Source organism: Sanguibacter sp. 25GB23B1, assembly GCF_040012415.1.
In the GTDB taxonomy this organism is placed as follows: Bacteria; Actinomycetota; Actinomycetes; order Actinomycetales; family Cellulomonadaceae; genus Sanguibacter.
Map to the genome: position 1 here is coordinate 22,487 of NZ_JBDYKL010000002.1, position 14,333 is coordinate 36,819.

12 protein-coding genes and 1 tRNA gene are annotated in these 14,333 nt (G+C 71.4%); 9 read left to right on the top strand and 4 right to left on the bottom strand.

The window, feature by feature from the left end; translation table 11 throughout:
* Positions 1 to 97 precede the first annotated feature (97 nt).
* From ABKW26_RS01540 to ABKW26_RS01560, 5 genes are all read left to right on the top strand, one after another.
* A complete protein-coding gene (locus ABKW26_RS01540) occupies positions 98 to 1,294 on the top strand; it encodes a ubiquitin-like domain-containing protein (protein WP_348590648.1) in 1,197 nt (398 codons plus the stop codon).
* Between the two features lie 363 nt (positions 1,295 to 1,657).
* Complete coding sequence (locus tag ABKW26_RS01545) at positions 1,658 to 3,142, top strand: transglycosylase family protein (RefSeq protein ID WP_348590649.1); 1,485 nt, start codon at positions 1,658 to 1,660, stop codon at positions 3,140 to 3,142.
* Between the two features lie 70 nt (positions 3,143 to 3,212).
* Positions 3,213 to 4,151, top strand: a complete 939-nt coding sequence (gene rsmA / locus ABKW26_RS01550; protein WP_348590650.1) for a 16S rRNA (adenine(1518)-N(6)/adenine(1519)-N(6))-dimethyltransferase RsmA — start codon at positions 3,213 to 3,215, stop codon at positions 4,149 to 4,151.
* Entirely contained in the window at positions 4,148 to 5,086 is a 939-nt protein-coding gene (locus ABKW26_RS01555) for a 4-(cytidine 5'-diphospho)-2-C-methyl-D-erythritol kinase (protein ID WP_348590651.1), read from the top strand. The genes rsmA and ABKW26_RS01555 overlap by 4 nt, the downstream gene beginning before the upstream one ends.
* Before the next feature lie 40 nt (positions 5,087 to 5,126).
* Positions 5,127 to 6,980 carry an ABC-F family ATP-binding cassette domain-containing protein gene (locus ABKW26_RS01560; protein WP_348590652.1) on the top strand — a complete coding sequence of 618 codons (1,854 nt, stop codon included), beginning with the start codon at positions 5,127 to 5,129 and terminating at the stop codon, positions 6,978 to 6,980.
* 27 nt (positions 6,981 to 7,007) lie between these two features.
* Here the strand turns inward: ABKW26_RS01560 and ABKW26_RS01565 are convergent, their stop codons facing one another.
* The 4 genes from ABKW26_RS01565 to ABKW26_RS01580 all read right to left on the bottom strand — a co-directional run bounded on the left by ABKW26_RS01565 (position 7,008) and on the right by ABKW26_RS01580 (position 10,355).
* Positions 7,008 to 7,517, bottom strand: a complete 510-nt coding sequence (locus ABKW26_RS01565) for a MarR family transcriptional regulator (RefSeq protein ID WP_348590653.1) — start codon at positions 7,515 to 7,517, stop codon at positions 7,008 to 7,010.
* 63 nt (positions 7,518 to 7,580) lie between these two features.
* Positions 7,581 to 8,783, bottom strand: a complete 1,203-nt coding sequence (locus ABKW26_RS01570) for an ABC transporter permease (protein WP_348590654.1) — start codon at positions 8,781 to 8,783, stop codon at positions 7,581 to 7,583.
* Complete coding sequence (locus ABKW26_RS01575) at positions 8,780 to 9,736, bottom strand: ATP-binding cassette domain-containing protein (protein ID WP_348590655.1); 957 nt, start codon at positions 9,734 to 9,736, stop codon at positions 8,780 to 8,782. Before ABKW26_RS01575 ends, ABKW26_RS01570 begins: the two co-directional genes overlap by 4 nt.
* A gap of 13 nt (positions 9,737 to 9,749) precedes the next feature.
* Entirely contained in the window at positions 9,750 to 10,355 is a 606-nt protein-coding gene (locus ABKW26_RS01580) for a TetR/AcrR family transcriptional regulator (RefSeq protein WP_348590841.1), read from the bottom strand.
* 192 nt (positions 10,356 to 10,547) lie between these two features.
* On the opposite strand from ABKW26_RS01580, the gene ABKW26_RS01585 reads away from it, so the two are divergent.
* The 4 genes from ABKW26_RS01585 (at position 10,548) to ABKW26_RS01600 (ending at position 14,317) form a co-directional block, all read left to right on the top strand.
* A tRNA-Gln gene (locus ABKW26_RS01585) sits at positions 10,548 to 10,619 on the top strand.
* 58 nt (positions 10,620 to 10,677) lie between these two features.
* Positions 10,678 to 12,339, top strand: a complete 1,662-nt coding sequence (gene glmU, locus ABKW26_RS01590; RefSeq protein ID WP_348590656.1) for a bifunctional UDP-N-acetylglucosamine diphosphorylase/glucosamine-1-phosphate N-acetyltransferase GlmU — start codon at positions 10,678 to 10,680, stop codon at positions 12,337 to 12,339.
* On the top strand, positions 12,336 to 13,319 hold the full coding sequence (locus ABKW26_RS01595) for a ribose-phosphate diphosphokinase (protein ID WP_348590657.1): 984 nt from the start codon (positions 12,336 to 12,338) through the stop codon (positions 13,317 to 13,319). Before glmU ends, ABKW26_RS01595 begins: the two co-directional genes overlap by 4 nt.
* 371 nt (positions 13,320 to 13,690) lie before the next feature.
* Positions 13,691 to 14,317 (top strand): 50S ribosomal protein L25/general stress protein Ctc, encoded by a 627-nt coding sequence (locus tag ABKW26_RS01600; protein ID WP_348590658.1) that lies wholly within the window; start codon positions 13,691 to 13,693, stop codon positions 14,315 to 14,317.
* The last annotated feature ends 16 nt before the right edge of the window (positions 14,318 to 14,333 follow it).

A 14,333-nucleotide genomic window follows, 5' to 3' on the forward strand; every position in this document is an offset into this window, starting at 1 on the left:
CCGGGGGTGTGCCCAGCATGAGTCCGGAGAGACACCAGCCCGAGCGCCGGCAGCCGCGAGACGACTGCCACGACCGACGGAGAGGGTCAGCCCACACGTGATCGCCAACCTGCGGGGCGGAGTCCGGCCCGAGCCGCGCGCTCCACGGTCCGTCCGCCTCGTCGCGCAGGCGGTCGTCCTCGTGACGCTCGCCGGAGCGACGACGGCCTTCACGACGATGCACAAGTCCGTGACGATCGAGGTGAACGGTGAGCTGCAGACCGTCTCCGCGTTCGGCCGGACGGTGGACGACATCCTCGACGGGCACCTCGTCGAGCTCAGCGCGGACGACCAGGTCTACCCTGCCGGCTCGACCGTCGTCAGTGACGGCGACCTCATCGTGGTGCGGACCCTCAAGGACCTCCAGGTCGAGATCGACGGCGAGATGCAGACCATCGCCTCGACGGCCCTCACCGTGGGCGAGGTGCTCGACGAGCTCGGTCCCCGTGCGGAGGGGGCCATGGTCTCGGCCTCACGCTCGGCCGCCGTGGGGCGGTCACCGCTGAAGATCTCCACGGTCAAGCACCTCACGGTCGCGATCGACGGGCAGCTGATCGAGCGTGCGACCACCGCCGCGTCGGTGCGCGACGTGCTCGGCGACCTCGGCGTCGTCCTCAGTCCTGGAGACGTCGTGACCCCTGGCCTCGACGCCGTGCCGGCCGACGGGCAGGTGATCTCCGTCGGCCGCGTCGCCTCGAGCACCACGACCGAGACCGAGGTCCTCCCGTTCGTCGTCGAGGAGACGGAAGACCCGAAGCTCGTCGTGGGGCAGCGCGTGGTGAAGCAGGCCGGCAAGGTGGGGCAGGCGATCACCACCTACGACATCGCGCTCGTCGACGGCGTCGAGTCCGCGAGGACGGTCGTCGCCCGCCAGGTGACCGTCGCCCCGAAGAACGAGATCGTCCACATCGGGACCCTCGAGCTTCCCGACCCGACGACCATCGTCATCGACCCGGGCTCCGCGCGGGCTCTCGGACAGGCGATGGCTCTCGAGCGCGGGTACGGCGCCGACGAGTTCGCGTGCCTCGAGCGGCTGTGGACCAAGGAGAGCAACTGGAACGTCACCGCGGAGAACACGTCCAGCGGGGCCTATGGCATCCCGCAGTCGCTCCCCGGCTCGAAGATGGCGAGCGTGGCCGCCGACTGGCGGACCAACGCGGCCACCCAGATCACCTGGGGACTCAACTACATCGAGGGTCGCTACGGCACGCCGTGCGGGGCGTGGGCCAAGTCCCAGTCGTCCGGCTGGTACTGATCCACCGGGTGAAGTTTCACCCGCACGAGCGCGTGTCGCGGATCTGCCGCTCAACAGCGGGTTTGCGGCAGATCGCGGTGGTCTGAGCGGCCGGTCGGGCGCGGGAAGCACTGTGAAAGCGTGTGCAGGCGGTCGGACGCGGTTGGCGGATTATCACGGATCGGTTACGGTCGATCGTTGCCTGGACCCGCTCGACCGCTCGTCACCGAGCGGTCGACCCAGAGCGCAGCCGGCTCGACGGGCGTCTCGACGCTCTCCAGACGCCGGCACGATGGCCGGATCAGGACAGACGCGACGCCCTCGGGCGACGGCAGCAGCCGCAGCGACTTTCTGTGCCCGGGAGGCTCCACGTCTGGACACCAGTTGAAGAACCCCTTCCGCGACTCCGCGTCGCACCGTAGCCCGAGCCCGACCGACTCGACCGACGCAGGCCTCACCACGGCCCCCCTCCACTCTTCCGAGGCCACGAGCCTCGAGAACACCTCCTCACGTCCCGCACGCCGCAAGGGACGCCGCACCGCGCTCATCGTCGGTGGCGGCCTCGTGCTGGCCCTCGCCGGCGGTGGCACCGCCGTCTACGCGGACGCGCACAAGACCGTCACGCTCGACGTCGACGGCACCGTCACGACCGTGTCGACCTTCTCCGGGTCCGTCGCCGGCGTCCTCGCCGAGCAGGGCATCACCGTCGGTGACGACGACCTCGTCGCCCCGTCGTCGAACGCGGAGCTGTCCGAGGACGCCGACGTCGTCGTCCGGTACGCGCGCGTCATCACGCTCGAGCAGGACGGCGTCGCCACCGAGATCACCACGACGGCCGTGGACGCCGACGAGCTCCTCGAGGCGTACGCGTCCCGTGGCGGCGACGTCCGTCTCGTCGCCTCGCGCTCCGAGGCCGAGGGCCGCACCGACGTCGGGCTCCGTCTGAGCATCGACGGTCCGGTCGACCTCCTCGTGGACGGTGTGACCACGAGCATCCCCGACGGCTCTGTCGGGCTCGACACGATCTTCACCGACACGGGTGTGGTGCTGGGCGAGCTGGACCGGGTCTCCGTCCAGCACCTGCCCACGCCCGAGGCGCTCCAGGCCCAGGAGCGGGCCGCCGAGCTCGCTGCGCAGCAGGCCGTCGACGCGGCCGCGCAGGCTGCCGTGCCGGCTGATCCCGCCGCGCCGGTCGACCCGGCCGTTCCTGCGGCTCCTGCCGCCGACGCCACCGCAGAGGCACCGTCCGACGTGATCGCCGACCCGCGGGTCGACGACACGCAGCTGACGATCGTCGTCAACCGCGTCGCGGTCGCCGACCAGGCCGTCACGGCTGCCATCCCGTTCGAGACGGTCACCGAAGAGGACGCCACGCGCTTCGAGGACCTCGATGTCGCGACCAAGGTCGAGGGCGTCGAGGGCGTCCAGACGACCGTGTTCTCGGTGACGACCGTCGACGGCGTCGAGGAGTCCCGCGTCCTCGTCTCCGACGCCGTGACCACCGCGCCGGTGACGAAGGTTCTCGTCCAGGGCACGAAGGAGCGGCCGAAGGTCGTCGCCCCGAAGGTCACCGCCCCGGCGGCGACCGCACCGGCCGGCGCCGAGCCCGCCCCCGCGGCGGTCGTCACCGGCGACGTGTGGTCTCGCCTCGCCCAGTGCGAGTCGGGTGGCAACCCGTCGATCGTCAGCAGCAACGGCCTGTACCACGGCCTCTACCAGTTCTCCGTCGGCACGTGGCAGAGCGTGGGCGGCTCGGGTCTGCCGTCCCAGGCGTCGGCGGCAGAGCAGACGCGGCTCGCGCAGGTGCTCCAGGCCCGCTCGGGCTGGGGCCAGTGGCCGCACTGCTCGTCGAAGCTCGGCCTGCGCTGACGGGTGCGTCGGAGCACCGTCACCGGTGCTCCGACGTCCTCTCCGTCGATGAACCTCTAGGCTCATCCGTATGACCAACACCCTGAACGCCCTGCTCGGTCCGGCTCAGATCCGTGACCTGGCAGGGCGTCTTGGTGTCCGGCCCACGAAGACGCTGGGCCAGAACTTCGTGCACGACGCGGGTACGGTCCGCAAGATCGTGCGGTCGGCGGGCATCGAGGCGGGGCAGCACGTCGTCGAGGTCGGCCCTGGTCTGGGCTCGCTCACGCTCGGCCTGCTCGAGGCAGGGGTGAGCGTCGTCGCGGTCGAGATCGACCCGGTCCTCGCTGCGCAGCTGCCGCTCACGGTGGGCGAGATGGCGCCGGAGCAGGCGGACCGGCTCACGGTCGTCGTGCAGGACGCGCTCACGGTGACGGAGCTGCCCGGCCCGCCGCCCACCGCGCTCGTGGCCAACCTGCCGTACAACGTCGCAGTCCCGGTGCTGCTCACCTTCCTGGAGCGCTTCCCCTCTCTCGACCGTGTGCTCGTCATGGTCCAGGCCGAGGTCGCGGACCGGCTCGCGGCGCCGCCCGGGAACCGCACCTACGGCATCCCCTCCGTCAAGGCCGCGTGGTACGCGAGCGCACGGCGCACGGCGACGATCGGTCGCTCCGTCTTCTGGCCGGTGCCGAACGTCGACTCGGCGCTCGTCCTCCTCGAACGCCGCGACCACCCGCAGACGAGCGCCTCCCGGCAGAGCGTCTTCCGGGTGGTCGACGCGGCCTTCGCGCAGCGTCGCAAGACGCTCCGTGGCGCGCTGGCCGGGCTGGCCGGGTCGCCGGCAGCGGCTCAGGCGGCACTCGAGGCAGCAGGCGTGGATCCGGGCGCGCGCGGAGAGCGCCTGACCGTCGACGAGTTCGCGCGGATCGCCGAGGCGCTCGAGGCGGCCGAGCGCGCCCGGGCACACGAGCCGCAGGCCGCGCAGCAGCCGGCGACGGTTGTCGCCGACGAGGCGGAGGGCGGAGCATGACCGGACCGACGCACCTGACGAGCGTGACGACGGCGCGCCCGTCCGTGAAGGTCCGGGCCCCGGGGAAGGTCAACCTGTCCCTGCACGTGGGTCCGCGCGACGAGGACGGGTACCACCCGCTCATCACCGTCTTCCAGGCGGTGTCGCTGTACGAGGAGGTCGTGGCCGTCGAGGCCGACTCCTTCTCGCTCACGGTGACCGGCCCGGGCGCGGAGCACGTGCCGGTCGACGACACGAACCTCGCGCTGCGCGCGGCGCGGGCTCTCGCCGATCGGACGGGCGTCTCCCGTGGTGCCCTCCTCGAGATCACCAAGGGCGTGCCGGTGGCCGGCGGCATGGCGGGCGGGTCGGCGGACGCGGCTGCCACGCTCGTCGCCCTCGACACCCTGTGGGGCACGGGCCTGTCGCGGGAGGAGCTCTCGGAGGTCGCGGCGACGTTGGGGGCCGACGTGCCGTTCGCGCTCCAGGGGCACACGGCCGTGGGGACGGGGCGCGGTGACGTCCTCACCCCGGCGATGGTGCGCGGGACGTTCCACTGGGCGTTCGCGCTGCGGTCCGAGGGTCTGTCGACGCCCGCGGTGTTCCGGCACTTCGACGAGCTCGTCGCCCGCGGACGAGACCTGGCGCCCGACGCGGACACGGCCGTCATGGCGGCGTTGCGCGCGGGGGACGCGACCCGGCTCGGTCTCGCGCTGTCCAACGACCTCCAGGGGCCGGCGATCGACCTCGCCCCCGACCTTGCTGAGACAATAGGTGCCGCGGCCAACGCCGGTGCCCTCGGGGTCGTCGTCTCGGGCTCCGGCCCGACGGTCGCCGCCCTCGGTCGCAGCCACCAGCACGCTCTCGCGATCGCCGCGGCCATGACGGTCGCGGGTGTCTGCGAGTCTGCGGTCTGCGCCTCGGGGCCTGTGCCCGGCGCCCGCGTCATCCTCTGACCGCCCAGCGGTCCTCCACGCAACTCGACGGAAGAAGTTCATGGCTCACCTCTTGGGTGCTGACGGTCTGCGGTTCATGGCCGGCACGCGCACGCTGCTCGACGGCATCAGTCTCGGTATCGACGACGGCGACCGGGTCGGCGTCGTCGGTCCCAACGGTGCCGGGAAGTCGACGCTCATGCGTCTGCTCGCCGGGAAGCTCTCGCCGGACGACGGCCGGGTGACGCAGGTCGGTGGCCTGTCCGTCGGGATGCTCGACCAGCGGGACGAGCTCGTGCCCGGCCAGAGCGTGCGCGACGTGGTCTTCGGTGACGCCGAGGAGCACACGTGGGCGACGGACGCGAAGATCCGCTCCGTGCACATGGGTCTCCTGGGCGACCTCGACCTCGACCAGGACGCCGACGCGCTCTCGGGCGGTCAGCGTCGCCGGGTCGCTCTCGCCGCCCTCCTCGTCGCCGAGCACGACGTCATCTTCCTCGACGAGCCCACCAACCACCTCGACGTCGAGGGCGTGGCGTGGCTGGCGGACCACCTGCGCGAGCGCTACGCCCGCCAGGGTGCACGCGGGGCGCTCGTCGTCGTGACCCACGACCGGTGGTTCCTCGACGCGGTCTGCACGCGCATGTGGGAGGTCACCGGTGACGGCAGCGGCTCGGTCGAGGGCTACGAGGGCGGGTACGCCGCGTACGTGCTCGCGCGGGCCGAGCGTGCCCGTGCCGCGTCGGTCACGGCGGAGAAGCGCAACAACCTGCTCCGCAAGGAGCTCGCGTGGCTGCAGCGCGGGGCTCCCGCGCGCACGTCCAAGCCCAAGTTCCGGCTCGACGCGGCAGCTGCGCTCATCGCCGACGAGCCGGCGCCGCGCGACCCGCTCGAGCTGACGCGCATGGCCACGAAGCGGCTCGGCAAGGACGTGCTCGACCTCGAGAACGTCACGCTGCGCGTCCCGAACGCCGACGGGTCGCCGAACCCCGACGGCCGGCTGCTCTTCGACGACGTCACGTGGCGCCTCGGCCCCGGGGACCGGTACGGGATCGTCGGGGTGAACGGCGCAGGCAAGACGACCCTCCTCAAGCTTCTCTCCGGGCGGTCGCAGCCGGAGGCGGGCCGGGTGAAGCGCGGCAAGACGATCGACGTCGCCGAGCTCACCCAGGACGTCGACGAGCTCGACCAGATCTCGGGTCTGCGCGTGCTCGAGGTCATCGAGCGGGAGAAGCGCACGGTCGAGGTCGACGGCAAGGAGCTCACCGCTGCCCAGCTCGTGGAGCGGCTCGGCTTCACGCGCGACCGGGCGTCCACGCTCGTCCGTGACCTCTCGGGCGGAGAGCGCCGGCGTCTGCAGCTCCTGCGGCTCCTCGTCGGCGAGCCCAACGTGCTCCTGCTCGACGAGCCGACGAACGACCTCGACACCGACACGCTCGCGTCGCTCGAGGACCTCCTCGACGGCTGGCCGGGCACGCTCATCGTCGTCTCGCACGACCGCTACCTGCTCGAGCGCGTCTGCGACCGGCAGGTCGCGCTGCTCGGGGACGCCACGCTCCGTGACCTTCCCGGGGGAGTCGAGCAGTACCTCGAGCTGCGGCACGAGGCGATCGCGCTCCGCGACAGCGGCGCGTCCGGCTCCGCGACCACCGACGGGCCCTCCGGCGGGGGAGACGGGGACGGTGCGGCCGCTCCGAGCGGCGCGGAGGTCCGGGCCGCGAAGAAGGAGCTCAACCGGATCGAGCGGCGCCTGAGCAAGATCGCGGAGCTCGAGACGCGCATCCACGACAAGATGGCGGCCCAGGCCACGGACCACTCGGCGGTCGTGGCGCTGGACGAGGAGCTCAAGGGCCTCGCGGCGGAGAAGGACGGCCTCGAGGACGAGTGGATGATCCTCGCCGAGACCGCCGGCTGACGCTCGCTCGGCTCGGCGCAGCCCGCCTCAGGTCAGCTCGTCGAACTGTGCCACGAGGCGGCGGAGCAGGTCGGCGATCGCCGGCTGGTCCGCCGGGTCGAGGACGGCCAGGACCTGGTGCTCGACGTCGAGCAGGTCGGAGAAGGCGGAGTCCACGCTCGTCAGCCCGGACGGGGTGAGCTGGACGAGGACGCCGCGGCGGTCCCCCGGTGAGGGGTGGCGCTCGACGAAGCGGCGCGCCTCGAGGCGGTCGATGCGGTTCGTCATCGTGCCGCTCGTGACCATCGTCTGCGTGACGAGCGCGCCCGGGGACAGGGCGAAGGGTTCTCCGGACCTGCGGAGCGCGGCGAGGACGTCGAACTCCCACTGCTCGAGCGCGTGGCGCGCGAAGGCGCCGCGGCGTGCCGTGTCGAGGTGCCGGTCGAGGCGACTCACCCGGGAGAGGACCGCGAGCGGCGAGACGTCGAGATCGGGTCGGACCCGCTGCCACGCTGCGGTGATCCGGTCGACCTCGTCCTCGTGCGGCTCCTGCTCCATAGGCTGAGATTACTTGACGTCAAGAGTCTTGACGGACCATCCGCCGGATGGGGCGAGGGGCTGTCACGCGCCCCGGAAGGCGTCCGCGACCTTGATCCTGCTCCCGGTGCGGAGCACGGCGTTGCTGTAGATGCGCCCGCTGAGCCACACGAGGACCGGGATGACGACGAGGTTCCCGGCGAGGGCCGCGACCACGTGCCAGTCCGGCACTGCGTCGAGGGCGACCCGGATCGGCATGATGAGAGGCGAGGTGAACGGGATGTAGGAGAGCCAGACGACGAGGGGGTTGTCGGGAGCCCACGGTGCCACCGACACCCCGACGATGTACGGGAACATCATGAGGAGGAGGATCGGCGTCGTCACTGCGGCGACCTCTTCCTGACGCGAGACGAGGGCGGCCGTCGCCGCGAAGAGCAGCGCGTACATGGTGAAGCCCACGACGAACCACGCGGTCGTCCACAGCGCGGTCGCACCGAGGTCCAGCTTGATCGAGTCGGTGAGACCCAGGGCGGAGGCGGTCACGACGCCTGCGCCGGCGATCACCGCGACCTGCCCGAGGCCGACCGCCCCGATGCCGAGGACCTTGCCGGTCATGAGCTGCCACGGACGCAGCGTGACGAGGAGGAGCTCGACGACGCGGCTCGTCTTCTCCTCGACGACCCCCTGCGCGACGAGCTGCCCGCAGATCTGCAGCGAGATGAAGAGCAGGATGCCGACGACGAATCCGGCGATGATCTGAGACCCGTCGACCTCGGGCGGCGGGTCGAGAGACTCGACGTCGGGAGCGGCCGAGGCGACCGCCGAGCTCACCGCGGCCGGGTCGCCGCCCAGGGCGAGGATCTCTCCGGCGAGCGTCGCCTGCTGGTCGAGCAGGCCGAAGACGGTGCTGAGGGTGGCGTCGAGAGTGCTCTTCGCCACGACGGAGAAGTCGTCGGCCGATCCGACGACGAGGGCGTCGAGCTCCTCGTCGGTGACCTGGGACCGGCCGTCCGCCTCGGAGACGGTGACGACCTCGACCGACGCGCCGAGGCTCTCGGCCGTGGCCGTGACGGACTCGCTCAGGGAGGCCGTCTCGTCCGTCACCCCGACCTGGAGGACGGTCTCGGAGCGCATGAGGAACGACGCGCCGACGGTGGCCAGGACGACGAGCACGAGGAGCACGACCGTCGTCCAGAGGAACGACTTCGTGCGGATGCGCTGGGTGATCTCGCGGCCGGCGACGAGGCGGACGCCCTCCCACGCGCCTGAGCGGGCGGGGGCGCTCATGCTGCTGGCACCGCGACGCTCGCCGTCGCGCCGGGGACTGGGGCGCCGCCGGCGGCGTTCTCGCTGACGACGTGCCGGTAGAGCTCGGTGAGGCTCGGACGGTGCCGGGCGAACTCGCGGACCGGCCCGGTCGAGAGCGCGGCGCGCAGCACGGCCTGCTCGGCGTCCGGTGCGTCCGCCACCTCGACGATCGAGCGTGTCCCGTCCGTCGAGACCGTCGTCACGCCAGCGAGACCTGCTGTCCAGCCCGGTGGTGCCCCCGGCGCGTCGACGAGCCAGCGCGGTGCGGTCGACGAGCGCAGGTCGTCGACCGCACCCGTCGTGACCATCGACCCGGCCTTGATGATGCCGACGCGGTCGCAGAGACGCTCGACGAGCTCGAGCTGGTGGGACGAGAAGATCACGGGTGCGCCGGCGTCCGCCCGATCACGCAGCACCCTGCTCATGACGTCGACCGCGACAGGATCGAGGCCGGAGAAGGGCTCGTCGAGGATGAGGATCTCAGGGTCGTGCACGAGGGCCGCCGCGAGCTGGACGCGCTGCTGGTTGCCGAGGGAGAGCTTCTGCACCTCGTCACCGCGGCGCTCCGCGATCCCGAGGATCTCGGTCCACCGCTCCATCGCGGACGTGGCGTCGCGCGTCCCGAGCCCGTGCAGGCGCGAGAGGTACACGAGCTGCTCGCCGACCTTCATCTTCGGGTAGAGGCCGCGTTCCTCGGGCATGTACCCGACGTGTCGACGCGCCTCGAAGTCGAGCGGGCGCCCGTCCCAGCGGACCTCACCGCTGTCGGCGGCGAGGACGCCGAGGGCGATCCGCATGGTCGTCGACTTCCCGGCGCCGTTGGACCCCACGAAGCCGAAGATCTCCCCGGAGCCGACCGTGAACGACAGGTCGTCCAGCGCCCGCAGGGTGCCATAGGTCTTCGAGAGTGCGTCGAACTCCAGCGCCGGCACAGCGTTCCCTTCGTCAGTCCTGGACGGACGAGCGGAGGGCCGGTTCGCGCTCGAGCCCTGCGAGGCCGTTCCAGGCGAGGTTCACGAGATGGGCAGCCACCTCGGTCTTGTCCGGGTTGCGCGCGTCGAGCCAGTACTGGCCCGTGAGTGCAACCATGCCTACAAGCATCTGAGCGTAGATCGGTGCGACGCTGGGGTCCAGGTCCCGGCGCGCGAACTGTTCCGCGAGCAGGTGCTCCACCTGCGTGGCGACGTCGCCGATGAGACTTGAGAAGGTCCCGGTGGCCTGGGCGACGGGGGAGTCGCGCACGAGGATCCGGAACCCGTCCTCCGACGCCTCGATGTAGGCGAGGAGCGCCAGCGCCGTCCGCTCGAGGAGGACCTTGGGGTGCCCGCCGGCGGTGAGCGCCCCCGTGAGCGCGTTGGTGAGGCCCTCGATCTCACGGTCGACGATGACCGCGTAGATGCCCTCCTTGCCGCCGAAGTGCTCGTAGACGACGGGCTTGGACACGGCGGCGCGGGCGGCGATCTCCTCGACGCTCGTGCCTTCGAAGCCCTTCTCCGCGAAGAGTGCCCGGCTCACGTCGAGCAGCTGTTCGCGGCGCGCCTTGGCCGTCATGCGCGAGCGAGGGATGCGTTTGCTGTCGGGAGCCACGGCTCCATCATGCCGGACACCGCCACGGGAGCGTTTGGCCCCTCTGAAAATCCTGGCAGAATGATTCCGGACCCACGAGCGCGTCGTGCGGTTTCGTCCAGTGATCTTGCGGTCACCCCACGGCGGAGCCTTGTGCGGGCGGTCGACGGTGTTCGTTCCGCCTTGGTGTAATCGGCAGCACACGGGTTTTTGGTGCCCTTGGTCCAGGTTCGAGTCCTGGGGGCGGAGCTGGCGTGGCGTTCGGTCACACCTGCATGGCAGATCTCGAGCAACCGGGAGTCCCTTCGTGACCACCGCTCAACCCGCAGCCGTCATCGTCCTCGCCGCAGGCGAAGGAACACGGATGCGATCTGCCACACCCAAGGTCCTCCACTCCCTCGCGGGGCGCAGCATGCTCGGTCATGCCATCGCCGCCGCCCAGGGGCTGGACCCGGTGCGTGTGGCCGTCGTCGTCCGTCACGAGCGCGAGGCGGTGGCCAGCCACGCGGCGAGCATCGACCCCTCGATCCTCGTCGTCGACCAGGACGACATCCCTGGCACCGGACGGGCCGTCCAGTGCGCGCTCGGTGTGCTCGACGCGGCTGCGCACGCCCAGGCCGCGCAGGCCGGCATCCCGGACGGGCACGAGGGCCGCGGGGTCGGTGACGGCCTCGCCGGCGCCGTCGTCGTCATCGCCGGAGACATCCCGCTGCTCGACGCGGGCACCCTCTCCGAGCTCCTCGCCGCGCACGCCGCCGACGGCAACGCGGTCACGGTCCTCACGACCGAGATCGACGACGCGACCGGCTACGGGCGGATCGTGCGCGACCCGTCGACGGGCGAGGTGACCGGCATCGTCGAGCACCGTGACGCCACGGCCGAGCAGCTCGAGATCCGCGAGATCAACTCGTCGATCTACGTCTTCGACGCGGCCGTCCTGCGTCACGGGCTCGCGAACCTCGGCCGGGACAACTCCCAGGGCGAGGTCTACCTCACCGACGTCCTCGCGATCGCGCGGGGCGAGGGCGGCTCCGTGCGCGCGGTGCGCACCGACGACCCCTTCGCCGTCGAGGGCGTCAACGACCGCGCCCAGCTCGCCGTCCTGCGCGCCGAGCTCAACCGACGGATCCTCGACGACTGGATGCGCTCGGGAGTCACGGTCGTCGACCCGGCCACCACGTGGGTGGACGTCGACGTCGAGCTCGAGCGGGACGTCACCCTGCTCCCCGGCACCCAGCTGCACGGCGCGACGGTCATCCGCGAGGGCGCGACGATCGGTCCGGACACCACGCTGACCGACGTCGAGGTCGGCGTGCACGCCTCGGTGGTCCGCACGCACGCCACGCTCGCGGTCATCGGCGACGACGCCACCGTCGGGCCGTTCGCCTACCTGCGCCCCGGCACCGTCCTGGGGACCGCCGGCAAGATCGGCACGTTCGTCGAGACGAAGAACGCGACGATCGGCGACGGGTCGAAGATCCCGCACCTCTCCTACGTGGGCGACGCGACGATCGGCGAGCACACGAACATCGGCGCGGCGAGCGTCTTCGTCAACTACGACGGCGTCGCCAAGCACCACTCCACGGTCGGGTCCTTCACCCGGACCGGTGCGGACAACCTCTTCGTCGCCCCCGTGCACATCGGCGACGGCGTCTACACGGCCGCCGGCTCCGTCATCCGCAACGACGTACCGTCCGGGGCGCTCGCCGTCTCGGCCGGCGCCCAGCGCAACATCGAGGGCTGGGTCGAGCGTCGTCGACCCGGGACGGACGCCGCCCACGCGGCCGAGCGGATCCGGCTCGAGTCCGGCCACGACACCTCGACCCTCGGTGCGCAGGCGCGCGCAGAGCGCGCCCAGGCCGACCACCAGGCGAGCCTGCCGGTGCCGAGCCCACCGACCGCTTCCCCCGACCAGGCTGCGCCGCGGCCCGGGACCTCCGGCACCACAGAAGGACACCGCGACCGATGACAGGAATCATCTCCCCGGACAGCGAGAAGCGACTCGTGTTCGCCTCCGGGCGCGCCCACCCAGAGCTGGCGCAGGACGTCGCGCGCGAGCTCGGTACGGAGATCATCCCGACCACCGCGTACGACTTCGCCAACGGCGAGATCTACGTGCGGTTCGGGGAGAGCGTGCGGGGAGCGGACGTCTTCGTCCTGCAGTCCCACACCTCGCCGATCAACCAGTGGATCATGGAGCAGCTCATCATGTGCGACGCGCTCAAGCGCGCGTCCGCCAAGACGATCACCGTGGTCCAGCCGTTCTACGGCTACGGGCGTCAGGACAAGAAGCACCGCGGCCGCGAGCCGATCTCGGCGCGTCTCATGGCGGACCTGTTCAAGACGGCGGGTGCCGACCGCATGATGAGCGTCGACCTCCACACGTCGCAGGCGCAGGGCTTCTTCGACGGACCCGTCGACCACCTGTGGGCCATGCCGCTCCTCACGGACTACGTCCGCACGCGGGTCGACGCCTCGAACGTCACCGTCGTGTCGCCCGACGCGGGCCGGATCCGGGTCGCGGAGCAGTGGGCGGCTCGTCTCGGGGACGCCCCGCTGGCCTTCATCCACAAGACGCGGGACATCCACCAGCCGAACATGTCCGCGGCCAACCGCGTCGTCGGTGACGTCGAGGGGCGCAGCTGCGTGCTCGTCGACGACCTCATCGACACCGGCGGCACCATCGCCGCTGCCGTCCGCGTGCTGCTCGACGCGGGAGCGAAGGACGTCATCGTCGCCGCGACCCACGGCGTGCTCTCCGACCCGGCGCCCCAGCGGCTCCAGGAGTGCGGCGCACGCGAGGTCGTCGTCACGGACACGCTGCCGATCACGCCGGACAAGCAGTTCTCGAAGCTCACCGTGCTCTCGATCGCGCCGCTGCTCGCGCGTGCGATCCGCGAGGTCTTCGACGACGGCTCGGTGACGTCGCTCTTCGACGGCAACGCCTGAGAGCACCGTCGGCTCCGCCGACATCACCAGCCCTGCAGCAGGCCCGTGGGCGTTCGTCGCCCGCGGGCCTGCAGGTTCGACGCCGCGGTAGGCCGCGGGTATAGTGGTCGGGTTGCCTCGGCGAGGGACGTCTGACGGGCCGTACGACCGGCCGCGAGCCACCAGAGATGGTCGGCGAGACCAGGGATGGTCCAGATGATCGCAGATCTCCGTAATCGACTGGGCGGTCGCTGCTGCGCGTCCGTCACATGTCCCGCGCCGATGCAACCGCCCGTCATCCGTAGAGGTCGCTTCCCCGTGTCGCCCGGCCGCTGCGTGTGACAGCCGACTGCCCCCGGTCGTCGGCCCAACCACTTCCACTGGAGTTCCACGTGTCTGAGATCAAGCTCGTCGCTGAGGCCCGCACCGAGTTCGGCAAGGGCGCCGCCCGCCGCACCCGTCGCAACAACCAGATCCCCGCAGTCCTCTACGGGCACGGCACCGCGCCGCTGCACGTCGCGCTGCCCGGACACCAGACGATGCTCGCCCTCAAGCAGGCGAACGCCCTCTTCGAGATCGACCTCGACGGAGCCCTCGAGCTCGCCATCGTCAAGGACGTCCAGCGCGACCCGGTCAAGGCCGTCATCGAGCACATCGACCTCCTCATCGTCAAGCGTGGCGAGAAGGTCGAGGTCGAGGTCTCCGTGCACGTCGTCGGCGAGTCCGCTCCCGGCACGATCCACATCCTCGAGTCGCAGTCGGTCGTCATCGAGGCGCTCGCGACCAACCTCCCGCAGTTCGTCGAGGCGTCCATCGAGGGTCTCGCGGCCGGCTCGACCGTCTTCGCCCGCGACATCGTCCTCCCCGAGGGCGCCACGCTCATCACGGACCCGGACGCCGACATCGTGCTCGTCTCCGTGCCGCAGGACAACTCGGCCGACGACGCCGCAGCTGCCGAGGTCGCTGCGGGCCAGTCCGCCGCGTCCGCTGCCGCCGCCGAGACCGGCGCCTCGCTCTAGTCGGTCCAGCACCCGA